This window comes from Aestuariibaculum marinum, assembly GCF_014596975.1.
Taxonomy (GTDB): domain Bacteria; phylum Bacteroidota; class Bacteroidia; order Flavobacteriales; family Flavobacteriaceae; genus Aestuariibaculum; species Aestuariibaculum marinum.
Window position 1 is genome coordinate 244,928 of sequence record NZ_JACVXD010000001.1, and the last position, 25,647, is coordinate 270,574.

At 33.9% G+C, this 25,647-nt stretch carries 29 protein-coding genes and 1 other RNA gene; 15 read left to right on the plus strand and 15 right to left on the minus strand.

Going from position 1 to position 25,647, the window contains the following annotated elements:
- A partial coding sequence (locus ICJ85_RS16455; protein ID WP_194420786.1) for a PKD domain-containing protein occupies window positions 1-1,708 on the minus strand: 1,708 nt, incomplete at its 3' end.
- Between the two features lie 448 nt (window positions 1,709-2,156).
- On the opposite strand from ICJ85_RS16455, the gene ICJ85_RS00995 reads away from it, so the two are divergent.
- The 4 genes from ICJ85_RS00995 to ICJ85_RS01010 all read left to right on the plus strand — a co-directional run bounded on the left by ICJ85_RS00995 (window position 2,157) and on the right by ICJ85_RS01010 (window position 6,328).
- Entirely contained in the window at window positions 2,157-2,648 is a 492-nt protein-coding gene (locus tag ICJ85_RS00995; RefSeq protein ID WP_188221903.1) for a SixA phosphatase family protein, read from the plus strand.
- A gap of 79 nt (window positions 2,649-2,727) precedes the next feature.
- Window positions 2,728-4,791 (plus strand): polyphosphate kinase 1, encoded by a 2,064-nt coding sequence (gene ppk1 / locus ICJ85_RS01000; protein ID WP_188222456.1) that lies wholly within the window; start codon window positions 2,728-2,730, stop codon window positions 4,789-4,791.
- Window position 4,792: 1 nt separating this feature from the next.
- Window positions 4,793-5,698, plus strand: coding sequence for a Ppx/GppA phosphatase family protein (locus ICJ85_RS01005; RefSeq protein WP_188221904.1), 906 nt, complete (start codon window positions 4,793-4,795; stop codon window positions 5,696-5,698).
- A 105-nt stretch (window positions 5,699-5,803) separates the two neighbouring features.
- Entirely contained in the window at window positions 5,804-6,328 is a 525-nt protein-coding gene (locus ICJ85_RS01010) for a porin family protein (RefSeq protein ID WP_188221905.1), read from the plus strand.
- Here ICJ85_RS01010 and miaE read toward each other — a convergent pair.
- Genes miaE through dnaX form a run of 3 tightly spaced genes read right to left on the minus strand, consistent with a single transcriptional unit; the run spans window position 6,325 to window position 9,188 of the window.
- Window positions 6,325-6,906, minus strand: a complete 582-nt coding sequence (miaE, locus tag ICJ85_RS01015; protein WP_188221906.1) for a tRNA-(ms[2]io[6]A)-hydroxylase — start codon at window positions 6,904-6,906, stop codon at window positions 6,325-6,327. The two genes, ICJ85_RS01010 and miaE, sit on opposite strands and share 4 nt — an antisense overlap.
- Window position 6,907: 1 nt before the next feature.
- Entirely contained in the window at window positions 6,908-7,474 is a 567-nt protein-coding gene (locus tag ICJ85_RS01020; protein ID WP_188221907.1) for a hypothetical protein, read from the minus strand.
- A 10-nt stretch (window positions 7,475-7,484) separates the two neighbouring features.
- Complete coding sequence (gene dnaX / locus ICJ85_RS01025; RefSeq protein WP_188221908.1) at window positions 7,485-9,188, minus strand: DNA polymerase III subunit gamma/tau; 1,704 nt, start codon at window positions 9,186-9,188, stop codon at window positions 7,485-7,487.
- 103 nt (window positions 9,189-9,291) lie between these two features.
- Between dnaX and rnpB the strand changes: the two genes are divergently transcribed.
- Window positions 9,292-9,608: RNase P RNA component class A (gene rnpB, locus ICJ85_RS01030), an RNA gene on the plus strand.
- A 50-nt stretch (window positions 9,609-9,658) separates the two neighbouring features.
- Here rnpB and ICJ85_RS01035 read toward each other — a convergent pair.
- From ICJ85_RS01035 to ICJ85_RS01055, 5 genes are all read right to left on the minus strand, one after another.
- Complete coding sequence (locus tag ICJ85_RS01035) at window positions 9,659-10,402, minus strand: hypothetical protein (RefSeq protein WP_188221909.1); 744 nt, start codon at window positions 10,400-10,402, stop codon at window positions 9,659-9,661.
- A gap of 33 nt (window positions 10,403-10,435) precedes the next feature.
- Window positions 10,436-10,966: a nuclear transport factor 2 family protein gene (locus tag ICJ85_RS01040; RefSeq protein ID WP_188221910.1), complete on the minus strand. Its 531-nt coding sequence runs from the start codon at window positions 10,964-10,966 to the stop codon at window positions 10,436-10,438.
- Window positions 10,967-11,113: 147 nt separating this feature from the next.
- Window positions 11,114-11,659: a 16S rRNA (guanine(966)-N(2))-methyltransferase RsmD gene (rsmD, locus tag ICJ85_RS01045; RefSeq protein ID WP_188221911.1), complete on the minus strand. Its 546-nt coding sequence runs from the start codon at window positions 11,657-11,659 to the stop codon at window positions 11,114-11,116.
- Window positions 11,659-12,480, minus strand: a complete 822-nt coding sequence (locus tag ICJ85_RS01050; protein ID WP_188221912.1) for a DUF3822 family protein — start codon at window positions 12,478-12,480, stop codon at window positions 11,659-11,661. Before ICJ85_RS01050 ends, rsmD begins: the two co-directional genes overlap by 1 nt.
- Window positions 12,464-13,201 carry a hypothetical protein gene (locus ICJ85_RS01055; protein ID WP_188221913.1) on the minus strand — a complete coding sequence of 246 codons (738 nt, stop codon included), beginning with the start codon at window positions 13,199-13,201 and terminating at the stop codon, window positions 12,464-12,466. Before ICJ85_RS01055 ends, ICJ85_RS01050 begins: the two co-directional genes overlap by 17 nt.
- A 127-nt stretch (window positions 13,202-13,328) precedes the next feature.
- Between ICJ85_RS01055 and ICJ85_RS01060 the strand changes: the two genes are divergently transcribed.
- From ICJ85_RS01060 to ICJ85_RS01080, 5 genes are all read left to right on the plus strand, one after another.
- Window positions 13,329-14,753: an ATP-dependent DNA helicase gene (locus tag ICJ85_RS01060; protein ID WP_188221914.1), complete on the plus strand. Its 1,425-nt coding sequence runs from the start codon at window positions 13,329-13,331 to the stop codon at window positions 14,751-14,753.
- Between the two features lie 19 nt (window positions 14,754-14,772).
- Window positions 14,773-15,348: a DUF4126 domain-containing protein gene (locus ICJ85_RS01065; protein ID WP_188221915.1), complete on the plus strand. Its 576-nt coding sequence runs from the start codon at window positions 14,773-14,775 to the stop codon at window positions 15,346-15,348.
- Window positions 15,349-15,429: 81 nt separating this feature from the next.
- Entirely contained in the window at window positions 15,430-16,158 is a 729-nt protein-coding gene (kdsB, locus tag ICJ85_RS01070) for a 3-deoxy-manno-octulosonate cytidylyltransferase (RefSeq protein WP_241739466.1), read from the plus strand.
- Window positions 16,149-16,853: an HAD family hydrolase gene (locus ICJ85_RS01075; protein WP_188221916.1), complete on the plus strand. Its 705-nt coding sequence runs from the start codon at window positions 16,149-16,151 to the stop codon at window positions 16,851-16,853. The genes kdsB and ICJ85_RS01075 overlap by 10 nt, the downstream gene beginning before the upstream one ends.
- Before the next feature lie 98 nt (window positions 16,854-16,951).
- Window positions 16,952-18,034 (plus strand): iron-containing alcohol dehydrogenase family protein, encoded by a 1,083-nt coding sequence (locus ICJ85_RS01080; RefSeq protein ID WP_188221917.1) that lies wholly within the window; start codon window positions 16,952-16,954, stop codon window positions 18,032-18,034.
- Window positions 18,035-18,205: 171 nt separating this feature from the next.
- Here the strand turns inward: ICJ85_RS01080 and ICJ85_RS01085 are convergent, their stop codons facing one another.
- The 6 genes from ICJ85_RS01085 to ICJ85_RS01110 all read right to left on the minus strand — a co-directional run bounded on the left by ICJ85_RS01085 (window position 18,206) and on the right by ICJ85_RS01110 (window position 22,042).
- Window positions 18,206-19,192, minus strand: coding sequence for a Gfo/Idh/MocA family protein (locus ICJ85_RS01085; RefSeq protein WP_188221918.1), 987 nt, complete (start codon window positions 19,190-19,192; stop codon window positions 18,206-18,208).
- Between the two features lie 214 nt (window positions 19,193-19,406).
- Window positions 19,407-19,676: a hypothetical protein gene (locus ICJ85_RS01090; protein WP_188221919.1), complete on the minus strand. Its 270-nt coding sequence runs from the start codon at window positions 19,674-19,676 to the stop codon at window positions 19,407-19,409.
- A 52-nt stretch (window positions 19,677-19,728) separates the two neighbouring features.
- Window positions 19,729-20,604 carry a hypothetical protein gene (locus tag ICJ85_RS01095; RefSeq protein WP_188221920.1) on the minus strand — a complete coding sequence of 292 codons (876 nt, stop codon included), beginning with the start codon at window positions 20,602-20,604 and terminating at the stop codon, window positions 19,729-19,731.
- Window positions 20,605-20,664: 60 nt separating this feature from the next.
- Complete coding sequence (locus ICJ85_RS01100; protein WP_188221921.1) at window positions 20,665-20,835, minus strand: hypothetical protein; 171 nt, start codon at window positions 20,833-20,835, stop codon at window positions 20,665-20,667.
- Between the two features lie 5 nt (window positions 20,836-20,840).
- A complete protein-coding gene (locus ICJ85_RS01105) occupies window positions 20,841-21,317 on the minus strand; it encodes a hypothetical protein (protein ID WP_188221922.1) in 477 nt (158 codons plus the stop codon).
- A gap of 11 nt (window positions 21,318-21,328) precedes the next feature.
- Complete coding sequence (locus ICJ85_RS01110) at window positions 21,329-22,042, minus strand: hypothetical protein (RefSeq protein ID WP_188221923.1); 714 nt, start codon at window positions 22,040-22,042, stop codon at window positions 21,329-21,331.
- Window positions 22,043-22,203: 161 nt separating this feature from the next.
- Between ICJ85_RS01110 and ICJ85_RS01115 the strand changes: the two genes are divergently transcribed.
- The 5 genes from ICJ85_RS01115 to ICJ85_RS01135 all read left to right on the plus strand — a co-directional run bounded on the left by ICJ85_RS01115 (window position 22,204) and on the right by ICJ85_RS01135 (window position 25,624).
- Window positions 22,204-22,557 (plus strand): helix-turn-helix domain-containing protein, encoded by a 354-nt coding sequence (locus tag ICJ85_RS01115; protein WP_241739467.1) that lies wholly within the window; start codon window positions 22,204-22,206, stop codon window positions 22,555-22,557.
- Entirely contained in the window at window positions 22,558-22,788 is a 231-nt protein-coding gene (locus ICJ85_RS01120) for a hypothetical protein (protein WP_188221925.1), read from the plus strand. It begins immediately after the preceding gene.
- Window positions 22,789-23,186: 398 nt separating this feature from the next.
- The gene (locus ICJ85_RS01125) at window positions 23,187-23,444 is read left to right on the plus strand and encodes a hypothetical protein (RefSeq protein WP_188221926.1); all 258 of its coding nucleotides are present in this window, start codon (window positions 23,187-23,189) and stop codon (window positions 23,442-23,444) included.
- A complete protein-coding gene (locus ICJ85_RS01130) occupies window positions 23,428-23,586 on the plus strand; it encodes a hypothetical protein (protein WP_188221927.1) in 159 nt (52 codons plus the stop codon). The genes ICJ85_RS01125 and ICJ85_RS01130 overlap by 17 nt, the downstream gene beginning before the upstream one ends.
- Window positions 23,573-25,624, plus strand: a complete 2,052-nt coding sequence (locus ICJ85_RS01135; RefSeq protein WP_188221928.1) for an AAA family ATPase — start codon at window positions 23,573-23,575, stop codon at window positions 25,622-25,624. The genes ICJ85_RS01130 and ICJ85_RS01135 overlap by 14 nt, the downstream gene beginning before the upstream one ends.
- Window positions 25,625-25,647: the final 23 nt, after the last annotated feature.

Here is a 25,647-nt window from a genome sequence, read left to right on the forward strand (position 1 = left end):
CCGGAGCAGTTAGCCCACCTGAATAATCAATGGTGTAAGTATAAGTCCAGTCAGCAGTTGTTTCACCGTCACAAGCGGTGTATCTATATCTCCAAACCACAGTACCTTCACAATCAGGAGAAGGGTCATCCTGTCCAATAAGCACAGGGATAACATCTCTACCGCAGGCATCCTGAATAGTAGCAGGAGCACCAGGGTTAACGGCATCTGCAGGACAAGACACAGTGTTTCCGTCATTAGCCGGAGCAGTTAGCCCACCCGAATAATCAATGGTGTAAGTATAACTCCAAGAGTCTTGGTTGCCTGCACAATCGGTATATGTATAGGTATAGGTACGAGTTCCTTCACAAGTTAATGGATCTGGAGAGTCTGTGATTACCGGGGCAGAAGGAGTTATTGTATTACCACATGAATCTGTAATATTTGGTAAAGTGGTTGGTTCTGTAGCATCCGATAAACAACTCACGGTTTGCGCTCCATCGTTTTCGGAAATAGAAAAAGCAGGTATAGTAATATCAAAAGTTTGTGTAGTAATAGATGAATTACACGCCGTCAATGCATCTGGGTCGGTAACACGTAGTGCAACCGTATATGTGCCACAACCCGGAAAAATATGAGTCGGGTTAACACCACTAGCAGTAACATCAAAATTGGAACCATCATAGTTAAAATCCCATTCATAAGTTAAATTAGTCGGAGGGTTATAGTCGAGAGATGGAAGTCCATCGAAAGTCATGCTAAAACAAGCCTGATTAGAACTTGCATTAAAATTAGCAACAGGAGAAGCTACAATTGTAATTGTAATATCTTTTGTTAATGTCACACTTGCATTTACATCACAGCCAGAAACAGATAAGTTTTGAATAACAGTAACTCTAAAAACATAAATTCCTGGAAGCGTTACTGACGTTTCATTTTCTGTAGTGTTTTGAGGAGAGCTTGATATGTTATTGCCAAATGTTGCTATACCAGGACCCGAAATTTTAGACCAAGAAAATGAAGCTGGAGTAGAAAAAGGAATATTACCAGATATAGATGCTGTTAAAGTAAAAGGTTGGTTATTAAAACAAACAGAGTTAGTAGAACCACTAATACCTCCTATGGAAACCTCGCCATCAAGTTTTGGCGTTCCTCCATTTTGAATTACTTGATTAAAAGTAAAGCACACACCAGCACCGTTAGGGTTTTGTGCAGCGGCATAGGGCTGACTTCCAATATAAATTCTAGTTGCTTGACTTGTAACATTTGCAAAAATAGCTGATCCAGTATCATTTACAGGAGTAATAATATTCTGAATGTCTAATTGAGTAGCAGTAGATAGCGTTAAAAAATAGTTTTGAGCAAAATGTATTCTACCGCTTAATAAAGGTCCTGCTGTTGTTCCGTTAAAATCACTATCAACTAATGTTATTTTAAGAAGAGTAGAAGGAAATATATAATCAGTCGAAATTCGTAAAGTTCCTCCATTTAGAACAATAATTTCAGAAAATCCAGCAGGAAAGACCGTGTTTGAATTCAAATCAAGAGTCGCTCCATCAGGAATATATAAAATTCCTGTTTGATTACCACTACAATTGGTATTTAAGTTGGCTATTGTAGTAGTTCCCACAGGAATAGTACAATCTGCTCGAGCTTCTAATATCCCGATACATAGGAAAAGTATTAATATAAAATACTTCTTTAAAGATTTAAAAGTACTTGTTTTCATAAGCCAATAATTGGTTAACATCAGTTTGAATAGTATTTAGGTATGTATATAAAATTATCTTACTAATTTCTAGTTAATCTAATTTTCTTAAAGTAGTGAGGGAGGAGTGCTATAATTACACTAAGACTTAAAAGAGATATTAGATTCAGGGGTCATTTTTTAATATTCTACATAACAAAAGAACATTCAGAACACTGAGTTTTCAAAAAAAAATGTTAAACACCTTAAAAAAACGATAAACCGTACAATAAAAACAGTTAATCGGTTTTATAGGTTTTTTCAGCGATTCACATTATTTACTTATGTTAATTTGTTAATGTTGAGAATTGATAATAGCTTTAGTTATATTTATATATTAAATTTTAATCAGTAATTAATTGTACAAATAAAGTGAATTTCATCGAGTAAAACAACATTTAAACGATGAAAATTGCATTTTATCGAAGTTATGAAAAGAGTAATCCTTATTAGACATGCGAAATCCTCGTGGGAATTTAATGTCATAGATCATGAAAGACCGTTAAACCAACGTGGTATTAACGATGCTAACCTTGTTTCAAAGCATTTAAACATAGATTCAGGGAGTGTAGACTTAATGCTTTCAAGCGATTCTGTCCGTACTACGCAAACCTCAAAAATCTTTATCTCAAATTTAAATTTGATTGAAAAAGTTATAAAATACATGTATGAATTATATGATTTTGATGGCAGAGACCTAGTAAGAACTATAAAATCCTGTGAGAATAGTGTAAATACCTTAATGGTTTTTGGCCATAATCATGCGGTTACCGACTTTGCCAATACATTTGGTAATCAGAAGATTGATAATGTCCCAACAAGTGGTGTGGTTATAATGGAGTTTAATATTAAAGATTGGAAGGATTTGAATAACGGAAAAACTGTGTTAACTTTATTTCCAAGAGATTTAAAAAATGATTAAACTAACATAATCTTTTAATCATTATTATTTGCTGCAAATAGAATATATTTGCTTAAACCGATAAAAACGAATCATGAGCATGACGAAACCCGAAGTACACACAAATAGCTATATTAATAGAGAAATAAGTTGGTTGCAGTTTAATGCACGGGTTTTACAGGAAGCAGAAGATGAAACGGTTCCGTTAATCGATAGGTTAAGGTTTCTTGGTATTTTTTCGAACAATTTAGATGAATTCTTCAAGGTGCGTTATGCTACGGTAAAGCGTATTGTTGATGCCGGAAAAACAGGTAAAAGCGAGTTAGGAGGGATAAAGGCTGAAGAGTTGCTTGAAATCATAACGCAAATTGTTATAAAGCAACAAACCGAAAGTTTAGAGATTCTGGCGGTTATTCAGGAGCGACTGGAGGCTGAAAATATTCATATCATAAATGAAACACAGATAGACGATTCTCAAAGTGAATTTATTAGACGCTATTTTTTAAGAAAAATTAGCCCGGCATTAGTTACTATTATATTAAATGACGCGGTTGTTTTACCTAACCTTAAAGATAGTGCGGCTTATCTTGCAGTAAAGATGATAATGGCTAAAGACGAAAAGCAATTTGCTTTAATCGAAATACCAAAATCAGTAAATCGGTTTGTCGAATTGCCAAAACAAGGTGATAAAAGCTATATTATCATGATTGATGATATGTTACGTTATTGTCTTAAAGATATCTTCAATATTTTTGACTATAAAGATATTTCGGCTCACATGATTAAAATTACCCGCGATGGTGAGTTGGATTTCGATAGTGACTTAAGTAAAAGTTTTATTGAAAAAGTATCCGATAGTGTTAAACACCGTAAAATTGGTGATCCGGTTCGGTTTGTTTACGATAAAACCATTCATCAGGATACTTTAGACTATTTAATGTCTAAAATGGGCATTGATAATACAGATAGTATTATTCCCGGCGGTCGATACCATAACCGAAGAGATTATATGAGTTTCCCGAGTTTAGGTCGCGCAGATTTAATGTATGATAAAATTGAAGCCTTACCTGTTAAAGGTTTAAATCTCGAAGAAAGTATTTTTAAGGCGATAAAAAAGAAGGATTATTTAATCTATGCACCTTATCAGACCTTTTCATATGTGGTTAAATTATTGCGAGAAGCAGCATTAGATCCTAGTGTAAAAACGATTCGCATTACCATTTACCGTTTAGCTGAAATCTCACATATTGCCAGCTCTCTAATCAATGCTGCTATTAACGGTAAATCGGTTACCGTTGCTATTGAACTTAGAGCCCGATTTGATGAACAGGCGAATATTGCTTATGCACAGCAAATGAAGGAAGAGGGTGTAAACCTGATTTTCGGTGTTCAAGGACTAAAAGTTCACAGTAAAATGTGTGTTATCGAACGGGAAGAAGGTAAGAAAATAAGACGCTATGGATTTATTAGTACAGGAAACTTTAATGAATCGACTGCAAAGATTTATACAGATTATACCTTGTTAACTTCAGATCAACGTATTCTAAAAGACGTCAATAAGATTTTTAGTTTCTTTGAAACCAATTATAAAATTTTCAGATATAAGCATTTAATCACGTCTCCGCATTACACGAAAAAGGCGCTTTTTAAACTGATTGACAAAGAAATTGAGAATGTCAAGCAGGGAAAACCGGGGTATATCAGACTTAAAATGAACAGTATTTCAAGTTATACCATGGTCGATAAATTATATGAAGCCAGTAATGCCGGGGTGAAAATCCAGATGATTGTTCGTGGTATTTGTTGTTTAATTCCTGGTATAGAAGGGATGAGCGAGAATATTGAAGCCATAAGTATTGTCGATAAGTTTTTGGAGCACCCGAGAGTTTATATCTTCGGAAATGATGGCGATCCAAAAGTCTATATTTCCTCTGCAGATTGGATGACAAGAAACATTGATAATAGAGTAGAAGTAAGTTGTCCTATATACGATGAAGATATTAAACGAGAAATAATTGATACGTTCAATATCTCATGGAGCGACAATGTTAAAGCTCGTATTATATGCGACTCGCAAGAAAATAAATATAGAGTTAATGACAAGGAAAAGGTAAGATCGCAATTTGCCACTTACCAATACTATGTAGACAAAATGAAAAACTAATATGCTTTCAATAAAAAAATATGCGGCTATAGATATTGGATCGAATGCCGTTAGATTACTTATTTCAAATATCATAGAACGCGAAGGTAAACCGGTCAAGTTCAAAAAAAACTCATTGGTACGTGTGCCTATCCGTTTGGGTGCCGACGTATTTGTAAATCAGAAAATATCTAAAGAAAATACACAGCGCATGCTGGACACGATGTTGGCATTTAAATTACTTATGAAATCTCATAGGGTAGTTAAATATAAAGCCTGTGCCACATCTGCGATGCGTGAATCTGCAAACGGAAAGAAAATTGTTGAAAGTATAAAGCAGCACGCTGGTATAAATATTGATATTATTGATGGTGAAGAGGAGGCTGCTATTATCGCGGCAACCGATTTAAATACCTATATCGATGAAAGCAAGACCTATCTGTATGTTGATGTAGGTGGCGGTAGTACAGAGTTTACGGTTATTCATGAAGGTGAACAAATTACCTCTCGTTCTTTTAAGATTGGTACCGTACGTTTACTTAATGATATGGTGTCTAAAGAAACCTGGTTAGAACTTGAAAGTTGGATTAAAACCAATACAAAAGAATATGACAAGATATCTGTTTTAGGATCTGGAGGTAACATCAATAAGATTTTTAAAATCTCTGGAAAAGCCATGGGCAAACCTTTATCTTACTTTTATTTAACCTCATATTACAACACGCTTCAAAGTTATTCTTACGAAGAACGTATTTCAGAATTAGACTTAAATCAAGACCGTGCAGACGTTATTATTCCTGCAATGCGTATTTATTTATCGGCGATGAAGTGGAGTAATGCGAAAAACATCTATGTGCCAAAGATAGGATTGGCCGATGGTATTATAAAAAGTATATACTACGATACCGTTTCTAGCAATACACAGTAAAATTGTGCACTTCACCTTTTAAAATTGTAAGATTTTAGGTTTATAATATATATTCGTGTTACTTATTTATTTAAGCAACAGATTTACACACTAAACCTATTTATTATGAAAAAAATACTACTTACAATAGCTCTTTGTGCTTCTTTTTACGGATTTTCACAAGATGTAAAATTCGGTGTTAGAGCAGGTTATAATATATCAAATCTAGATTTTGACGACACACCATTTATGGAAAATAAGCACAGAAACAGTTTTTATTTTGGTGCTTTTAGTGATATAGCCTTTTCTAAAGGATTTTCGTTAGTGCCTGAAATTCAGTTTTCTGCTGAAGGCGCTAAGGCTGAAGAATTAAACTTAGATTATATTCAAATGCCTATCTTTTTAAAGTTTAGACTGGCAGAGAAATTACGTTTTGGTGTGGCTCCACAAGTGGGGCTAAAAGTGCATAAAGAAGAGGATATGATGAAAAACTTTGCCTATTCTGGTGTAGCAGCATTAGAATATAAGATATCGTACAGCGTATTCGCAGATGTACGATATACTTATGGTTTCTCAAATATTTTTGATGATTATGTTTCAGCTGAAGCAAAAAACACCAATATCCAAATAGGTGTTGGTTTTAAGTTTTAACCGTGAATGGTTTCAGATTTTCCTAAGTTAGACATAATCTCCGCTTCATATTCCAGAAGTTGTTGCCATTTGGCATCAACTTCTTTTTTTTCACCATATTGTCTGGCAAAGCCTAAAAACATCGTGTAATGGTTAGCTTCACTAACCATCAAGTTTCTATAAAATGTAGCCAGTTCTTTATCTTCTAATTCTTCCGATAATAATCTAAAACGTTCACAACTTCTAGCCTCGATTAGAGCGGCGTAAAGTAAGCGATGTACAAGCTGTGTGGTTCTGCTTCCACCTTTAGGGAAGAATTTCATTAATTCAACAACATAATCATCACGACGGTCACGTCCTAAAGTCCAGCCACGCTCAATGATTTTATCATGAACCATTTTAAAATGGCTAATTTCTTCTTTCACTAAGGCGGTCATTTCCTGAACAAGCTCCGTATATTCCGGAAAACTTACAATAAGTGATATTGCCGTACTTGTTGCTTTTTGCTCACAAAATGCATGATCTGTAAGTATTTCTTCAATATTTTTTTCTACAATATTAACCCAACGTGGGTCTGTTGGTAATTTTAATCCTAACATATTATATTGTTTTTGGTGTTATTTGGTATTCTTTAATTTCTGTCGTTCCGTCTGCAAAAATACTTAAAATAAAATCTTTGTAAATCTCTGTTTCAGGAATTTTGAAAGCAGTATGCAATTGAACTCTGTTTTCATCAGAAGCTTCATGATTAATCCACACATATTGCATAATAGCGTTGTTCCAGAATGCTGGACTTTCAAATTGATTGAAGTGTGTTTTATTTAAAACAAATGCTGTTATTAATGAACTGTTTTTCGAAAAATCAATATTGGCTTCAAAATTTTTATAATGAGAATATGTTATAGAGTCGCTTTTATTCTTCTTAGATAAAATAATAGGGTTATGCTCTGTTGAATGGTAATTGATTTTAATTTCAAATCCTGTACTTAAAATCGTGTCAGTTTCAATTACAACAGGTCTTTCAGGAATAAAATGTAACTCTTCGCTAAAGGTTTTAAAGAGATTATCTTCTTTTAAAATAGCCTCATTAGTCATGTAAGCCCGTTCACGACCGTCACAACTTACAAAGGCAGTAATGACTAAAATAAAAAACAGAAACTTATTCATTTTAAAATGATTAAATGTCTAAATCGAAAGTTTTTCTTAAAACGTCAATATTAGCGTTCTTCTCTTTAAGCTTTTCAAACTTTTCTATCGGTGTGTAAGCGTATTGTTTCTGCTTCACTTCATTGACATCAATAGATAAACTAATATCGTAGTTGTTTAGAGATTTCCTAATATAGGACATAAGTTCGTATTGGTTACGCTCAACTTCTACTTTATTGGTTTCAGCTGGATATTCTACATGTATCGTAGTTCCTTTTACTTTAGGAACATCCATAGCCAAAATAGAGGCCAAATTGTATTGTCCCTTGCTTCTTATAGCGTCTGTATATTCATTCCAGGCGGTAATAAGGTCTTGTTCTTCAAACGGCTCGGTAGGTAGGTTTTCTTCATCTACAACCACTTCCATTTGCTTAATTTGGTGCTCTTTCTTAACTCGTAAGCTACTAAGTGATAAACCAGATTTACGCTTGTTATCGCTCTTTAAATCAATTTTGGCGGGTTGTGGCGCTTGAAAATTATTTGAAGGGGTTTGTTTTTTAGGTGTGTCAGATTCTGGAGCTGTTTCCTCCTTTGGAACATTAACAGCAATAGGTTTAATACCTTTCTTTTTAAAGAAAGAAGCTGGAATTATGTAATGTCTGTTATTTTTTTTTTCTCCATCAAAAGTGATAGAGGCAAGCTGCATGAGGCATAATTCAATGAGTAAGCGTTGATTCTTACTGGTTTTGTATTTTAAATCGCAGTCGTTGGCGAGATTGATGGCCTGAAGTAAAAAAGCTTGTGATGCTTTTTGTGACTGTTCTAAATATTTCTTTTTGGTTTCTTCGCCAACCTCTAAAAGCTCTATAGTTTCCGGTGTTTTACTTACCAGTAAATCTCTAAAGTGAGAAGCTAAACCGGCAATATAATGGTGCCCATCAAACCCTTTTGCTAAGGTATTGTTGAATTGTAGCAGCAAATCCGGAATTTTATTTTCCAAAATTAAATCCGTACTCGTGAAATAAGTTTCATAATCTAGTACGTTTAAATTTTCGGTAACAGATTGTCGCGTTAGGTCTTTTCCCGAAAAACTAACAACCCGATCGAAAATAGAAAGTGCATCACGCATGGCTCCATCTGCCTTTTGAGCAATAATATGAAGTGCATCATCGTCTGCATTAACCCCTTGCTCTTCGGCTATATATTTTAAATATTCTTTGGCATCTTTCACGGTGATGCGTTTAAAATCAAAAATCTGACAACGCGATAAGATGGTTGGAATAATTTTATGCTTTTCGGTGGTGGCTAAAATGAAAATACAGTGCTTAGGCGGTTCTTCTAATGTTTTAAGAAACGCATTAAAAGCAGCCTGAGATAACATATGTACCTCGTCTATGATATAGACTTTGTATTTCCCAACTTGAGGAGGAATACGCACCTGATCGGTTAAGCTTCTAATATCGTCTACTGAGTTATTTGAGGCGGCATCCAGTTCAAAAACGTTAAAGGCAAAATCTTCATCTCCGGTTTCAGCACCATCACTGTTAATCATTTTCGCCAGAATACGGGCGCAGGTTGTTTTTCCGACACCACGCGGTCCTGTAAAGAGCAAAGCTTGTGCTAAGTGGTTGTTATCAATGGCATTAAGTAATGTGTTTGTAATGGCCTGCTGACCAACAACGTCTTTGAACGTTTGTGGTCTGTATTTACGGGCTGATACTACAAAGTGTTCCATTGATATTTTTTGATAAACAAAGTTAAAAATTCAAGTCAAAAATTTATGAAAACAGAATAAAAATTAAACAGGAGTTATTAACAATTAATTGTACTTTTGTCCGCGAGTAGATCGCCTTATCGCTGTTTCAATTTGTTTTGAAAGAGAGGAAAGTCCGAACACCACAGTGCAGCGTAGTGGTTAATGACCACCGGCCGAGAGGTCAGGAAAAGTGCAACAGAAAGTATGTACAGGTAATGCTGTAGTGAAATCAGGTAAACTCTATGCGGTGCAATGCCATGTATACCAACGCTTGAGGGCGGCACGTTCGATTGTTGGAGGGTAGGCAGCTAAAGTGTGCTGGTAACAGTACATTCAGATAAATGATAAGGGCTTTTAGTATTAAAAGTACAGAATTCGGCTTATAGATTTACTTAAGCACAAAAAATCCTTCTGGTGTTCCAGAAGGATTTTTATTTACTTGTTATAATTTAGTTTTTAGGAGCGTAAGACAAGTCAGGACGCATTCTACCGTTAACTTCTTCAAATCTTTCTGTATAATCCATGACTTTTTTAAAGGTATCCCAACTATCAGGGCCTAAAAGTTTTTCATTTTCTTTAGACTTAGTTGCTCCATCAATTTCATCTTTGGATGATACTGCTACAATATAACAGTCTTCAGCGGTGCCGAAACCGTTTCTGTAAACACGGTAATACTCCTTAGCATTCTTTGATGCATACAAATTTTTAACAGCTTCCATGCCTTCTTGAACTTTTCTTGCATTTTGAGGGGTAAAATAAATATAAAACCATTTACGATAGTCTTGGCCTTCCTGTGTAATACTTAATCCTTCTGGCATATAAGATAAATCTTTTGAAAGATGAATGATGTAGCTGGAATGCGAATCATAGCATTTATCGAAATCTTCGAATAGTTTTCCAAAGTCGTCTCCCATAGCTTCAGCCATAGTGGCAAAAGGACGTTCATCTAAAGCGGCCATGTTTTCAATTTCAGAAATGTAAATGTATTTAAAATCATTTGTGGTTGCCGTGGCCCAGCTTGTTTGCACATTATATTTTGCACAAGCTTCATTAAAGGCTTTAGCGGCCTTTTCATAGTCCATAACTTTGGATGGTTTTACGTTATCTTGATGTATGCGATACATTTGAGCAGAACCTGCAGGAATTAATACAATTAATAAAATGAGTGTCAGGAAGTGTTTTATCGTTTTCATTTTGGTTTGGTTTTTTAGTTTGTAAAAGAATGATTATTCGTTGGTCATTTCGACCTCTTCAGCTGGAGTTTTAGCATTCGACATGGCTTTGGCAGCTTCTAAAGCTTTTGAAATAGGAGCGGAGTCGTAGTAAACATATTCCTCTACAATTTTATCACCAATAAATCTGGCGGTTAAATGCACAGGAACCGTAACCTTTTCTTCAGAAGCCATGACAACACCATTCCAGATGCCCCAGTAGTTTACCCAGGTTTCAGCGTCTTTGTCTATTACCATTTCAGAGAAAGAACCTTTATCCTGAAATCCATAGGATGCAAAATTGGCAACCATGCTTTGCAGATTAGCCATATTATCTTCAGGTGATAATCCTTTAATGGTGTTGTGGTGAATTTTAGCAGTATCGGCGAAATTGGCTCTCCAGGCAGTCCAGTCCTGTGTTTCGTAGGCTTTTATACCCGATTTTAAGATATCTATTTCCTGCGAAGTTTCGAAATAGCGTTGTGGTTTGTCGTTGCATGCAGTAAGTACACTTAATGCAAGTAATAATAGAAAAAGATTTTTCATATTTATGGTTTTTAATTGGTTATTAATACACAGAACCATAAATAAGAACAACAACTGGCTTACATGAAAATATAAGTAAAAGTTAGAGAAAGGGCTTTAACTCTATCTCCTAAAGTACTGAAAAAAAAAGAATTACAGAAGTAAAACTTAACTTACTTCATTTTCAAAGAAACTAAAAACACTACTGCCATAGTTTTTGGCATAACTAAAATGTTTCACCTCTGATAAATCGGTATGCTTAGAGTGTTCTATTATTAATACGCCTTCTTCTAAAAGAAAGTTATTTTCGAAAACGAGTTCGGCAATTTTAGCAAACTCTTCCTCAGGGAAGTTATAGGGCGGATCGGCAAAAATAATATCGGTTTTCATCGTCGCTTTCTCTAAAAATTTAAACACATCACTTTTGATAGTTTGAATAGGCAAGTTAAAACTATCAGCAGTTTGTTTAATGAACTTTATACAACCAAAATCCTGATCTACGCAAGTGATTTGTGAAGTACCGCGAGATGCAAATTCATAACTTATATTTCCTGATCCGGCGAATAAGTCTAAAACAGAAATACTGTCAAAATAAAATGAATTATTTAAAATGTTGAATAAGGATTCTTTTGCCATATCGGTGGTTGGACGAATTGGCAATTTTTTTGGAGCAATAATTTTTCTTCCTTTAAGTGATCCTGAAATAATTCGCATTAAAAACTGTGTATTAGTGTAAAATTAGAGTGTTTTGATTTTGGTGTCTCTACAAAATTGTAGTTTTCGTTTCTACCGCCAAAGCTAACAAATCTTATGTATTTGTACGCTATATTATATAACTCGTCGCCTTCTTCAATTTGACCCAATAGAATAAGCTGAAAGGTTTCCGGGTTTAAATTAAGTTGTTCTGTAGTGAACAGAATGTAATAAATAAAGTCTTCTTTTGAAGAGAAATCGAAGGTGTTGTTAAGCACAAGCTTAGCCTTGTCTACAATGATGATTTCAAAATGATCTTGGCCAACATTTACGTAAACCTTGGGTTCATCGGCATTTTTTTCTGTAAGTAGAATATTTTCTATTAAAACAGAAGAGACATGTTTGAATGTAAATTCACCAAAGGTGTCATAGATAAAATTGTTAATGTTGATGAACGGCACATAAACATTGACACTATCATTTAATACAATATCATCGGTTGCAATATAATCTGACTTTAAGATTTTTGAGCTGAATTTAAGATAGTCTGCTAGATGATCTTCGTCGAAAAGTGGCATGGGGACCAAATTAGACAAATCGTTGTCATGAACTACCGTAATGCTATTAAATGATTGTTGTAAAGCAGGTGTGTCTTCAATAGCATTTTTTAAATGATCAAGAAGCACTAAATAATTTAGCTTTTTATCAAAATTAATTTCGGTAAGTGAGCTAATGGTATTGGTATCTCTTTGTAGGATACAAAAAGAAAGTCCACTCAAACTAATTTGAATGGACAAGTCTTTATTTGTTAAAGTATTTATTTCTTTATTCGTTTGCGCCATAGTTTTTAGGCCAGTTACCAGCGGTATTAACTTCTTCCATAGAACCTACTTTTAAAGTTTCACCGTTTACCCCATCAACAGAAATTACTTGTTTTTCTTGAATAACCATATCTCTGTCTAAGTCAAATAAAACAACGTCTTTCTTAACGAATGCTTCAAAAACAGGTATGTTGATTTTACTTTGTTCTATAAATCCAGCATCTAAATTAAATTTAGCACCTGGCTCTCCAACAGGAACATTCATCATAGTTTTGTAACGGTCTGAGTTTTTAAACAAAGAGTCTTTTACAGGTTTGTATCCAAGTGTGTCAATAACTACAGTTCCTGTAAACATATCAACTCCAAAACGTTTTGTTTGTTCAACATCTAGTACAGTTGTATCACGACGCTCTGTAATAGTGAATTTAGCTGTATCTACGAATTTTATTAAATCATCAAAGTTATCTGCAAATTTACCTGTAACGGTTTTGTGTGCTAACTCGGCATCTCTAATGTCATTTAATTTCTTAATTACTTCTGCGTAACGTTTGTTCTTTTCTTGATTAAACAAGATAGGCGTGTATATAGACATATAGGTTTGGTAACCTAAAAATATGATTAAAATCCAAAGTGCTATACTAATAACTGGTTTAAGTTTAGAAGGAACAAATTTGTCAATTACCTTAACCAGGACAACTGTAAGTAGGATTACTGCAACAGCAATAAGAATAAATTTTAACATCGTTATTTTTTAATTAAAAAGTTATTAAAGGTCTTTCGCAAATCTACAATTTTTTTTTAATCGTAAAAATCTATTGAGAATAAAATCATTTCTATATTTGAATAATTTATAAATTTTTTTCTTTTCAATGACTGCATCCGAATTTAATTCCTTAGTAAAAAAACAATTTCCTTTCGAACCGACGTTAAAGCAAGGTATTGTTTTACAGCAACTTTCGGAATTTATATTTAACGATTCGCCTAACGGATTGTATCTTTTAAAGGGATATGCAGGAACCGGAAAAACAACCATAATTGGATCCATTGTAAATAATTTATGGAAAGCCAAAAAAAGTTCGGTTTTAATGGCGCCAACAGGTCGGGCAGCTAAAGTAATATCTAATTACTCAGGAAGAGAGGCTTTTACGATTCATAAAAAAATATATTTCCCTAAAAAAGACAAGGGAGGCGGCGTATCGTTTGTATTGCAACCTAACAAACACAAAAACACGATTTTCATCGTTGATGAGGCCTCGATGATTCCGGATACCCCTGGAGAATCAAAACTTTTTGAAAACGGGTCGCTTTTAGATGACTTGATTCAGTATGTGTATTCCGGACATAAATGCAAACTTTTATTAATAGGGGATACGGCACAGCTGCCTCCCGTGAAATTGGATTTAAGTCCCGCCTTAAACGAAAACACCTTGGCTTTAAATTATAATAAGGAAGTCACTCGTATGGAATTAGATGAAGTGGTTCGTCAGGAATACGATTCAGGTATTTTAGCAAATGCTACGGTGTTACGCGAGGCTTTAGCGAGCGATTATCATGACTATTTTAAGTTCGATTTACATGGCTTCAGCGACATTGTTCGCTTAATCGATGGACATGAAATTATGGACGCGATTAACAGTGCTTACAGTGATTTAGGTAATGAAGAAACTACTATTATTGTTCGCAGTAATAAGCGAGCGAATCTCTACAATCAGAATATAAGAAACCGTATTTTATTTAATGAAAGTGAACTTTCGGCAGGCGACTATTTAATGGTTTTAAAAAATAATTATTTCTGGGTAAAGCCAACCAGTGAAGCTGGATTTATTGCTAATGGCGATATTATTGAAGTTTTGGAAATATTTAAAATAGAAGAGCTTTATGGGTTCCGCTTTGCGGAAGTAAAAATACGCATGGTCGATTATCCTAAAATGGCACCCATTGAAACCGTATTGTTACTAGATACTATAGAAGCAGAAACACCCTCCTTGTCTTATGATGATTCCAACAAGTTGTATCAGGAAGTTATGAAAGATTTCGCTAATGAAAGCAGTAACTACCGTAAGTTTTTAAAAGTAAAAGGCAGCAAACACTTTAATGCTTTACAGGTGAAATTCTCCTATGCCATTACCTGTCATAAATCTCAGGGAGGACAATGGAATACGGTTTTTGTAGAACAACCTTATTTGCCAAATGGCGTCGATACCGATTATTTACGTTGGTTATATACGGCAGTGACACGTGCCAAAGAAAAATTGTATCTTATAGGTTTTAAAGACGATTTCTTTGAGGCATAGTTTTTGATTTTATTTTTCTATGACAGTTGATTCTATAATAAGTATTTTTTTGGGTATAGGTTTGGCAGCTTCAGTGGGCTTTCGTGTATTCTTACCTTTGTTTGCTTTAAGTTTAGCATCATATTTTGGTGTCTGGGAACTTAATGAATCCTGGCAGTGGGTGGGGAGCTCAGCTGCATTAATCACTTTAGGGGTAGCTACAATAGTTGAAATTTTCGCTTATTTTATTCCTTACGTTGATAATGTTTTAGACAGTATTGCAGTACCTTTAGCTGCTTTGGCAGGAACGGCGGTGATGCTTTCTACGGTGGCCGATTTAAGCCCGGTTGTAACATGGGCACTGGCAATAATAGCCGGTGGAGGAACAGCAGCAGCAATCTCTGGCTCTTCAGGAACTACGCGATTAGCATCAACCGCTACAACAGGCGGCTTGGCAAACCCTGTGGTGTCGACCTTAGAAACTGGTACATCACTGGTGATGTCTGTGCTTTCTATTTTTGTTCCTGTAATCGCCTTTGTAGTTGTGATATTCATCTTGTTTATCATATTTAAACTCTATAAAAAGTTTAGTCGCCCAAAAGCTTCAAATCGATAATAAAAATTCTATTTTTGTCTCATAATTTCAGAGTTTAAATAAAAAAGAAAAGTTCTGAAAGCAGATATTAATAACACACCAATGAAGATAATTTCAATGATTCCGGCACGTTATAGTGCTTCTCGTTTTCCAGGAAAGCTCATGCAAGATTTGGGAGGAAAGCCAGTTATTCTTAGAACTTATGAAGCCACTGTAGCTACAGGATTGTTTGATGATGTGTTTGTGGTAACCGATAGCGATATCATTTACAACGAAATTGTGAATAATGGGGGCAAGGCCATTATGAGCAAGAAGGAACATGATTGTGGAAGTGATAGGATAGCCGAGGCTGTTGAAGATATGGATATCGATATTGTAATTAATGTTCAGGGTGATGAGCCATTTACGGATAAGGAATCCTTATCAAAACTAATCAATGTTTTTAAAGATGATCATGATAAACAAATTGATTTAGCGTCTTTAATGGTGCATATTACCGAGGAGGAAGATATAAAAAATCCAAATACCGTTAAGGTGGTGCTTGATCATTTTAATTTCGCTTTATATTTTTCACGAAGCCCGATTCCATTCCCAAGAGATAAGGAGGTTAAGGTGAAGTATTATAAACACAAAGGGGTATACGCCTTTAGAAAAGAAGCGATTCTTGATTTTTACCGTTTACCGATGTTAACATTAGAAGCTTCGGAAAAACTCGAGCAACTAAGGTATTTAGAGTACGGTAAACGCATTAAAATGGTGGAAACCGATGTAGAAGGTGTAGAAATTGATACACCAGAAGATTTAGTACGAGCACAAAAACAATGGAAGTAAACTACCGCAATATAAAAGTTATAGGTTTTGATGCCGACGATACCCTTTGGGTGAATGAAACGTATTTTAGAGAAGCGGAAGTTACTTTTGGGAATTTATTATCGGAGTATGAAACCCTAAACAAATTAGATCAGGAACTTTTTAAAAAGGAGATTGATAATCTGCCTTTATACGGTTATGGCGTAAAGGCATTTGTGTTATCGATGGTTGAAAGTGCGCTTGAACAATCTAATTACGAGGTGTCCACAAAAACCATCGAAGCCATATTAAACATAGGTAAAGATATGCTGAATAAACCTGTGGAATTACTTGATGGAGTAGAAGAAGTTTTAGAAGCATTGTCGCAAAAATACCGTTTAATAGTAGCAACAAAAGGCGATTTATTAGATCAGGAACGTAAACTTGAAAAATCTGGGTTAACAAAGTATTTTCATCATATTGAAGTATTAAGTGATAAAAAAGAAGCGAATTATTCGAAGCTTTTAAATCACTTAGATATTAATCCTTCGGAGTTTTTAATGGTTGGTAATTCATTAAAATCTGATGTACTGCCACTAGTGAATATTAAAGCTCATGCAGTGCATATACCATTTCATACCACTTGGGCTCATGAGCAAGTGTCTGAAAAAGAAACTAATGGTAAAAAATACAAAACCATTAGTAGTTTAAAGGAGTTGATAACACTTTTAGATTAAATATAATTTGTGTTAAAATTCATAAAATCTAGTACGATTTTATGAGGTAAATTTTAAAATAACCTTATTTTTGGGTTTCGAAAAAGAAAGCATATTAGATGAGTTATAAAAACTTTCCAATGGTACCAAGAGTTATTTTTGGTCGCGGTAGTTTCAATCAGTTAAATGATATTTTAGAACCAAAGCGTTTAAATTCAAAAGCTCCATTTATTTTTTTGGTAGACGATGTATTTAAAAATAACGCGTGGCTGACTTCTAGAATTCCTTTAGCTTATGATGATAAAATTATATATATATCTGCTGCTGAAGAACCAAAAACGTCTCAGGTCGACGAGTTGGTGGAAGATATAATACTCACAACTAAAGAAAGACCTTCTGGAATTATTGGAATAGGAGGAGGCACCCTTTTAGATTTGGCTAAGGCTGTTTCAATCATGCTAACCAATGAGGGGGAAACGAAAGACTACCAGGGCTGGGATTTAGTTAAAAATGAAGCTATTTATCACGTTGGCATACCTACTATTTCCGGAACAGGAGCCGAAGTATCCAGAACAACGGTTCTTACAGGACCTGAAAAAAAGCTTGGAATTAATTCAGATTACACCCCGTTCGATCAGGTTGTTTTAGATTCAGAACTAACCAAAGATGTACCAAAAGAACAATGGTTTTATACAGGTATGGATTGTTATATCCATTGTATAGAATCTTTAGAAGGGTCTTACCTCAATGCGTTTAGTCAGAGTTATGGAGAAAAAGCATTCGATTTATGTCATGAAATTTTTCTAGATAACAATTTATCAGATCAAGAATCACAGGAAAAATTAATGATGGCCTCTTGGCACGGAGGCATGAGTATTGCCTATTCTCAGGTAGGGGTTGCGCATGCCATGAGTTACGGTTTAGCCTATTTATTAGGAACTAAACATGGTATTGGAAACTGTATTGTTTTTGACCATTTAGAAGAATTTTATCCTGAAGGCGTGAAGTTATTTAAAGAAATGAAAGCCAAGCATAATGTTGAATTACCACAGGGTATTTGTGCTAGTTTGTCTGATGCTGAATTTGATATTATGATTAATGTATCTCTTGGGATGGCACCACTTTGGGAAAATGCTTTAGGCAAAAACTGGAAGAGTATTATGACTCCAAAAAAACTTAAAAGTTTATACCAGAAAATGTAGTAAAAACTTTGTTAAATAGAGGTTTAAAACTTTAATTTGGCATAGATTTTGAACTCTACAGTATGTGTGGTTCTAATGAAACATAAAGTAAACAATTAGTTGTCCCTAAAAAGAAACATTACATGTCTACATACAAAAAAAGCGACTTTCAAATGAAGTCGCTTTTTTGTTTTATAGTGCTCCCAAAATCTTATCCATTATCCAACTGGTGTGCAATGCTGAAGCACCTAGGGATGGATGTGTAAAATCGCCTTGAATTAGCATATTTCGGATATCTTCGACATGGTGTATTTGAATGTGTTTTGGATGTTCTATATCAAGAGTTTCTTTGTTTTTAATACTCTTCAATTTAATAGGCTTGTCATGAAAAATGGCAAATTCAATATTTCCTTCGCTACCGTGAATGGTAACCTTATCTAATCGTTCATTACAATCGAAATTCCAGAATGCCGATCCTGTAACATTATTTTCATGAAGCCAGCAAGCCGTTATGGCATCTTTGGCAGAATAATTACCTTGTTGATTAACACTAATGCCATTAACCTCTTTTATGTTTCCTAAAATGAAGGTAAAGAAGTCCAGACCATGACTGGCCAAATCATCAAAATAACCACCGGGCGCAATTTCAGTATCTGTACGCCAGTTGTATTCACCAGATTTATCCAACTCTGAAGCAGGTGCACTGAACTGCCAACTAATATGTCTTACTTCTCCAATTTCGTTATTATCAATCCATTCTTTCACCTGCGTAAAACGCGGTAAAGACCTTCTATAATAAGCCACAAATAAAGGGATGTTTTTTTCTTTAAAGGCATTGTAAATGGTTAAACTTTCCTTGTAGTTGGGAGCCATTGGTTTTTCTATGCAGCAGATTTTACCGGCTTCGGCTACTTTTAAAGCATAAAACATATGTGAATCTGGCGGCGTAGCAATATATACAGCATCAACATCCGGATCGTTAATTAAATCGTCGGCGTCGGTATAGTATTTCTCAATTTGATGACGTTTCGCGTAGTCTTTAAGTTTTTCTTTATTTCTACGCATTACGGCAACCAGTTCAAAACCTTTAGTGAGTTTGTAAGCCGGCCCACTTTTCACTTCGGTAACATCTCCACAACCAATAATGCCCCATTTAATAACTCTATTGTTTTTTATCATGTGTATATATTTTCTTTCTAAATTAAGAATTCTTTGTAAAGTCAGACTTAGCTAATATAATCTTTATGTTAAGAATTGTTGTAATAAAAAAGGCTATCATTAATTTTGATAGCCTTTTGTAAATTATATTGATGAATTACTCTTCTGTTTCCTGCATCGTGTGATACACATTCTGTATAGCGTCGTAATCCTGTTTTATGGCTTATATAAAGGCTTATTGGATATTTTTAATTTCTGATTTGTTCGATATTCGTTCGTTTTTTGGGAAATTTTTACTTAAAAAGATCTTATCACTAATTCCAAATATCCAGTTCGCATTGATCTTATATTTCTTAATAGCTCGTTCAATATGTTCTGGAGTAAAATGGTTATATCCATTTTTGATATTGGTTAGATTCTGTTTTCTTAAATCTATGGCCTCACAAAATTCCTTTTCAAATCGAATGATATTTGAAGTCTTCAAAATTTCGATTAAAAGAAGCATCTTTTTATCGCTTGTATAAATCGTATTTAATCTTGAAGGTTCCATTTTTAACTTATTCTATACATTTAAGTTTTTTAATGAAGAAGTCTTTAAAATAATCTACATCTACATCAAGATACCCTTCAGTTCCAGATAATCTTACTGTTTTTATTTCCGAACTTTTTAATCGTGCTATTTCTGATTCACTTATTCTTCCGTATAATCTAAATTCGTCACCACAATCAATATCTCCATGATGATAGAAGGTAATAATGTCATTGTTTTCTAATTTAACTTTGACATAAGATTTACTGCTTTTATAAGGACTGGTACAACCTAAATCATATGAGGAAAAAATAACAAACTTTTCATTTTTAACTCTAGCAAGTTGGATTCTTAATTCTCTTACAACCAATTTTGGATCGTTGATTATATAATCTATTGTGGATATGATTTTATATCCTTCGAATTCGTCTACTTCGTTTTTTATATAAGAGCACTTATTAAAATATAAATCATTTTTAAGACTATCAGCTAACATTTGTCTAGCTAGTCTCTCTTCTCTTTCTTTTTTGGTTTTTATTCGTGATATGGAATCCTTGAACATATTTATTTCCTTTTCGAATTCAAAGGAAATCCTATAATTCGACATTTTTAATTTTCTTTTAGAGTTGATATATCCCTTTTGACCTTTATATCTAATATTATAAAATGTAATGTTTCTGTAAGGGATCCCTCTATAATAATTTACTATATTAAAAGAATCGTTTACTTTTATAACACCTGATTTTTTATCGAAACTAGGTGATTCATAAAAAGTTATGTTTTCTAACGCAATTGTTTTTGCGGGCTCTATATTATCCATCACAAGGTTATTTATATTGGTTTCTTCTTGTGAGAAAACATAAAATGATAGCAAATAAATAGAATATAAAATTATATTTTTCATATAGATAGAGTTATTCCAGCAAGGATGACTACAATGATTAATAATATGAAAGCTTGTTTATCAGTCATTATTCTTAAGCTTTTTAATTTCTTCGATTAAAATTCTCTGGTTTTTTATGACTTCATCAATTCTTAACATCCAAGCTCCAATAAAACGCATTACAAGAACTCCAATGACAAAAAAAAGAATCATCATAATAATTGATGCAACTCCAATTCCAAGATTTTCCATATTGTTTATTCTATTAATTTGATTTTATCTATTTTGAGTCCTTCAGTCAGTGAAACTTCATAACCATGTAGCATTTTAGCACCAAATTCATTATTGTATCTGCAGGTGAATGTTGTGTTTATTTCAAGAATTTCACCTTCTTTACTTTCATTTATTAGCTTTTCATATTTATCAAGGTCATCTAAATTTCTTTTAGCTCTTTCAGTATCTAGAAGAGTAATGCTTTCATGATCTTCTTGAAGTTTTATTTTAAATGCCCCTATAGAACTTTCTGTTGACTTCTTCAAGGCTTTGTAGAAAGGTAATTTAAATATGGTGTCAATCTTATAAAGCTTAACAAACTCGAAAGAGTCTGGATCATCTAAAGTTTCAATCAATTCATTCTCTATGTTATCAATTATAATGTCTTTGATTTTTTCTTCATCACTTTGACAAGAGAAAAGGATAGAACAGATAACTAAGAATAGATAAACTTTATTCACTTCAATTAAAATTAAAATTCAGATAGAACTTTTATAACATTACATATATATGAACATTCAGATACTTTTATTCTAAAGTCAGGAAATTGTTTCTTATCCGGATGCAATGACTCAAGTAATAATTCTCCAGTCTCAGTATCCTGGTCTTTGATCCTCTTGAATATTATTCCTCTCTCATTGTGGAAGAAACAGAATATGTCATATTTATGAGTATGAAATTTACTTTTCCAATATTGTTTTGATATAGATCTGCAATAAGCCCAGTCTCCTTCAGCCAAACTTTTCTTTGATCCATCATCCATACTTATTCCTTCAACTTCAATTTTGAAATACTTTGAACCATTTGACGATGGTTCTTTTATTGTCAATGTTTCTGTTTCTAATTGTTTGAACATGATTTCATCAAATAGGGCATTCTCAAGTCCACCTCTTCCTTTTACAGGAATAACAAAGACTTGTTTTGAAGGATAATTTTCATCTTTTATGACTTTTCCTTCAGGAATAAAATCTGTATTTGTCTTATTTATTGATTCAATAACAGTTGATTTAAACCCGTTATCTATATAAGAGTTATACATTTCGATTGTTGACTTATAGGGTTTCTTTGTTTCTCCGTTTAGAAACTTATCAGCACCAACCTGTGTTACATCTAAATCAATAGATAGTCTATAGCCTGTTATATTGTTGTCTTTGAATATTTTACGAATCTCTTCTGGACTTCTCATTATTTAGAATCTATATAAATAAGATTTATTGAATAACTTTTATGCATAATTAGTTTTAGTAATACATAAGAGTTATATATATTTGTGTTGTAATACTACACAATATTACAAAAACAAATAGTAGGAAACCAATTTCAATTAACAAATACCGAAAAAAAGGGATGCAATTGAGTGATACAGAACATATAGTTTGTGAGAATATAGCCAGGGGTTATGCAGTAAAGCAGATAGCTGATATGATGTGTAGATCTCCTTACACGATTGACACTCATATCAAGAATGTCAAGAGAAAGAATGGTTTGAAAAACATTGCTGATATCACCAGAGAGTTCATTCTTTCACTAGATAATCCAAAGCAATTCTTCAGAACCATGGTTGCAGCTTTCTTTTTAAGTATTCAAGGTTTCACAATTGTATTTTCTGATGTTGATGAATATCGATTATTAAGATCAGGTAAAAGAACAGTAAGAGTAGTAAAAGCAAGAGTTTCAGGAGGACGTAAAACAAAGCAATAAATGGAAGTATTAGAAGAATTAAAAGCGCTATACGAACAGGTATTAGACAAAAATGACTTTCACAAGAAAGTAGCAGATGAGTTTGGTTTAAAACCATCATCAGTTAGAACGAACTGGTTCGGGACCAGGTTTGAAATTCCTGAGAAATACAATACTCAGGAAAGGTTATTAGAGTTCACGAAGGACTATGTAGAAAATCAAAAAGAAAGAAAAGAAGAATTAGAAGTATGACTCCTTTAAATGTAACTGGAAAACAATTTTGCGACGCTGTAGGAATCTCATATAACGGAGAGATTCTCCAGCAATTGAGAAGCTTACAAATAGTCTCCTTTTTCAAGATTGGAAAAAAGTACATGTATCCAACTGAGGATGTGAAAAAGGTAAGCGACAAGCTAAGAAGCGGTGAGATTTCAATAAAAACTAACAACGGTTATTACATAACCTTCAATAAATAAAGCCATGGACATATTATTAGAATTAATCATAGGAGTGTTTTTAGGGATTATGGTTTATGTGGCCATTGTAGAACCAGAATTAACTAAGCTTCTAAAAAGGAAATAAAAAAAGCCATTCGTGGGGAATGGCTGAAAGTCAAATCATAACACAATTAATCTTACGCAACTGATATTATGAGTAAAGCAAATGTATTAAAAAAAATCGAAGTAGGAAACCCCTTAATCAATTTAGGGCTCTTCAACCTGTACGATAAGCACCAGGAGGCAAAGAACGATGAGCAATTAGCAAACTTCTATCATCACTTATTAGATAGTGTTGAAGGTAGTGAGATTGCTGAGCAATTAACCTTTGCCATGATAGCTTATTCAACCGGAATAGATATCAATCCTCTAATCTTAATGACACTCGAAAGAGATGAAGATAGAAATTAAGAAAACCAATGGTAGGTGGACCTTAAACGGAAAGCAATACCATGAATTAGAAAATCTTGAAAAGACCTTCATGGATGGTTTTTTCAAGCACTTGAAAACAAACACAATTAATCAAATTCCTTATAATCATGAAAACAATTAAAATCATCACTTTAAAGCTTACGAATTTCAAAGGAATTCGTTCGTTATTCTTGAACAACATCCATAACGAAACCTTTGTTTATGGAGACAACGGAGTAGGTAAGACCACTATTTTCGACGCATTTACATGGTTGCTTTTTGGCAAAGACAGTACAGATAGACAATCTTTTGAAATAAAAACCTTAGATGAAAACAATAATATCATTCCAAAGATAGATCATGAGGTTGAAGCTGAAATTTTAGTTGATGGTAAACCAGTACTGCTTAGACGAATTTTAAGAGAGAAATGGGTGAAGCCTAAAGGTGCTTTAGAGGCTCAGTTTTCTGGAAATGAAACTTCGTATGAATGGAATGGTGTTCCAATGAACGCTGGTGATTATGCAGCAAAGATCAGTCAGATTGTTGATGAGAAGGTTTTTAAAATGATTACTAATCCTGCATCATTTAATGCTTTAAAATGGCAGGATCAGAGAAGTGTTTTAATTGATATGGCCGGTAATATCACAGATCAAGATGTGATTAAAGGGAATCCTGATTTTGAATATTTATTTACCAAGCTTGTTGGAAAAGATTTAGAGGAATACAAGAAACAGGTTAAAGCCAGTATTCTTAAATCTAAAAAGGAACTTCAAACCATTCCAACACGTATTGATGAAGTAAGACGCAGTATGCCGGAGGCGTTAAACTTTGAGGCCTTAAGAACTGAGTTATCTCAGAAAACAAAAGCTATTGAAGAGGTTAACGATCAGATATCTGACAACCTAAAAGCTAATGAAGCCGAATTCCAAAAGAAAAGAGGTTTTCAAACAGAGATTCATGCAATTGAAACGGCTATTGGAAACAAACGTCATGAGATTCAGCAATTGGCTAACATGAAGTTTAATGAGCTTAATAATAAGCCTCGTGAAATTCAACGTGAGATAGCTAATCTTGATGGTACCATTAAGTATTCAGAGAGTAATATTGAATCTAAAAAGGCGCGTATTAAATCTCATAAATACAATCTGGAGCAAACTGAAAAGAAAATGGCTGCTCTTAGATCTGATTGGGAAAAGGAGAATGCCACTGAATTTAAAATGGATGAAGACGCGTGTGCTTGTCCGACTTGTAAACGTGCTTTTGATGCAGCAAATATTGAAGAGAAGCGTGCCGATTTAGAACAATACTTCCATACTAACAAAAAGGCAAATCTTAAAAGAATCACTGAACAGGGCCAAAACTTGAAATCAGAGAAACTTACTACTGAGAAATTGATTGAAAGTGAAGCGGAGTCTATTATTGCCTTGGAGGCAGAAGTGAAAGCTTTATGGGAGAAACGTGCTGATTTTACAGCTGAACTGAAAGCGTTCAGTAATACTAAAACGCAGAATGAGATTTACACAGAATTACTTCAGGAGCATGAAGCCTTCTTTAGTGCTGAAAACGCTAAGATAAAAGAGTTAAAAGCTAAACTGGATGTTAATTCAGGATTCGATAACAGCGCTTTAAAAGCTAAGTTATCTCAATTGAATCAGGAGGCAGATGGTATTAAATCTCAGCTTCAGCTAGAGAACCAAATCAAAACAGCAAACACAAGAATTACTGAATTATCTCAAGAGGAGGGAACCTTGGCTCAATCTATTGCTGACTTGGAAAAGGACCAATATATCATTGATGCCTTCGAAAAAGAGAAATGTACAAGAATTGAAGACTCTGTAAACAGTCGATTCAGTTTAGTAAACTTCAAGCTTTTTGAAACTCAAATCAACGGAGGTGAGGTGCCAACTTGTAAAGCACTGATTAATGGTGTGCCTTTTAGTGATGCAAATACAGCTTCCAAAATTAATGCAGGTTTAGATATCATCAACACCCTTTGTTTCCATTATCAGGCTAATGCACCAATTTTTATTGACAACCGCGAATCTGTTGTTCAATTGATTCCATCACAATCTCAAATCATCAACCTGATTGTATCTGAAGAGGATAAAAAACTTCGTGTTTCCGAAAGACCTATGAGTTATTCAGAATATGCATTCAATCAAAACTTAGCTACGGCATAAACAATCTATTAATCATTAATTAA

What these genes read in the sequence shown, in the direction of transcription:
- ICJ85_RS01060 (WP_188221914.1), top strand. Translation starts at nt 13,329, where the DNA reads ATGACTGCATCCGAATTTAATTCCTTAGTAAAAAAACAATTTCCTTTC.
- ICJ85_RS01110 (WP_188221923.1), bottom strand. Translation starts at nt 22,042, where the DNA reads ATGAGAAGTCCAGAAGAGATTCGTAAAATATTCAAAGACAACAATATA.
- dnaX (WP_188221908.1), bottom strand. Translation starts at nt 9,188, where the DNA reads ATGGAACACTTTGTAGTATCAGCCCGTAAATACAGACCACAAACGTTC.
- ICJ85_RS01005 (WP_188221904.1), top strand. Translation starts at nt 4,793, where the DNA reads ATGCTTTCAATAAAAAAATATGCGGCTATAGATATTGGATCGAATGCC.
- ICJ85_RS01050 (WP_188221912.1), bottom strand. Translation starts at nt 12,480, where the DNA reads ATGGCGCAAACGAATAAAGAAATAAATACTTTAACAAATAAAGACTTG.
- ICJ85_RS01055 (WP_188221913.1), bottom strand. Translation starts at nt 13,201, where the DNA reads ATGTTAAAATTTATTCTTATTGCTGTTGCAGTAATCCTACTTACAGTT.
- ICJ85_RS01020 (WP_188221907.1), bottom strand. Translation starts at nt 7,474, where the DNA reads ATGAATAAGTTTCTGTTTTTTATTTTAGTCATTACTGCCTTTGTAAGT.
- ICJ85_RS01130 (WP_188221927.1), top strand. Translation starts at nt 23,428, where the DNA reads ATGAAGATAGAAATTAAGAAAACCAATGGTAGGTGGACCTTAAACGGA.
- rsmD (WP_188221911.1), bottom strand. Translation starts at nt 11,659, where the DNA reads ATGCGAATTATTTCAGGATCACTTAAAGGAAGAAAAATTATTGCTCCA.
- ICJ85_RS01095 (WP_188221920.1), bottom strand. Translation starts at nt 20,604, where the DNA reads ATGAAAAATATAATTTTATATTCTATTTATTTGCTATCATTTTATGTT.
- ICJ85_RS01135 (WP_188221928.1), top strand. Translation starts at nt 23,573, where the DNA reads ATGAAAACAATTAAAATCATCACTTTAAAGCTTACGAATTTCAAAGGA.
- ICJ85_RS01010 (WP_188221905.1), top strand. Translation starts at nt 5,804, where the DNA reads ATGAAAAAAATACTACTTACAATAGCTCTTTGTGCTTCTTTTTACGGA.
- ICJ85_RS01065 (WP_188221915.1), top strand. Translation starts at nt 14,773, where the DNA reads ATGACAGTTGATTCTATAATAAGTATTTTTTTGGGTATAGGTTTGGCA.
- ICJ85_RS01120 (WP_188221925.1), top strand. Translation starts at nt 22,558, where the DNA reads ATGGAAGTATTAGAAGAATTAAAAGCGCTATACGAACAGGTATTAGAC.
- ICJ85_RS01080 (WP_188221917.1), top strand. Translation starts at nt 16,952, where the DNA reads ATGAGTTATAAAAACTTTCCAATGGTACCAAGAGTTATTTTTGGTCGC.
- ICJ85_RS01090 (WP_188221919.1), bottom strand. Translation starts at nt 19,676, where the DNA reads ATGCTTCTTTTAATCGAAATTTTGAAGACTTCAAATATCATTCGATTT.
- ICJ85_RS01085 (WP_188221918.1), bottom strand. Translation starts at nt 19,192, where the DNA reads ATGATAAAAAACAATAGAGTTATTAAATGGGGCATTATTGGTTGTGGA.
- ICJ85_RS01035 (WP_188221909.1), bottom strand. Translation starts at nt 10,402, where the DNA reads ATGAAAACGATAAAACACTTCCTGACACTCATTTTATTAATTGTATTA.
- ICJ85_RS01040 (WP_188221910.1), bottom strand. Translation starts at nt 10,966, where the DNA reads ATGAAAAATCTTTTTCTATTATTACTTGCATTAAGTGTACTTACTGCA.
- ICJ85_RS01125 (WP_188221926.1), top strand. Translation starts at nt 23,187, where the DNA reads ATGAGTAAAGCAAATGTATTAAAAAAAATCGAAGTAGGAAACCCCTTA.
- ICJ85_RS00995 (WP_188221903.1), top strand. Translation starts at nt 2,157, where the DNA reads ATGAAAAGAGTAATCCTTATTAGACATGCGAAATCCTCGTGGGAATTT.
- ppk1 (WP_188222456.1), top strand. Translation starts at nt 2,728, where the DNA reads ATGACGAAACCCGAAGTACACACAAATAGCTATATTAATAGAGAAATA.
- miaE (WP_188221906.1), bottom strand. Translation starts at nt 6,906, where the DNA reads ATGTTAGGATTAAAATTACCAACAGACCCACGTTGGGTTAATATTGTA.
- kdsB (WP_241739466.1), top strand. Translation starts at nt 15,430, where the DNA reads ATGAAGATAATTTCAATGATTCCGGCACGTTATAGTGCTTCTCGTTTT.
- ICJ85_RS01100 (WP_188221921.1), bottom strand. Translation starts at nt 20,835, where the DNA reads ATGGAAAATCTTGGAATTGGAGTTGCATCAATTATTATGATGATTCTT.
- ICJ85_RS01115 (WP_241739467.1), top strand. Translation starts at nt 22,204, where the DNA reads ATGCAATTGAGTGATACAGAACATATAGTTTGTGAGAATATAGCCAGG.
- ICJ85_RS01075 (WP_188221916.1), top strand. Translation starts at nt 16,149, where the DNA reads ATGGAAGTAAACTACCGCAATATAAAAGTTATAGGTTTTGATGCCGAC.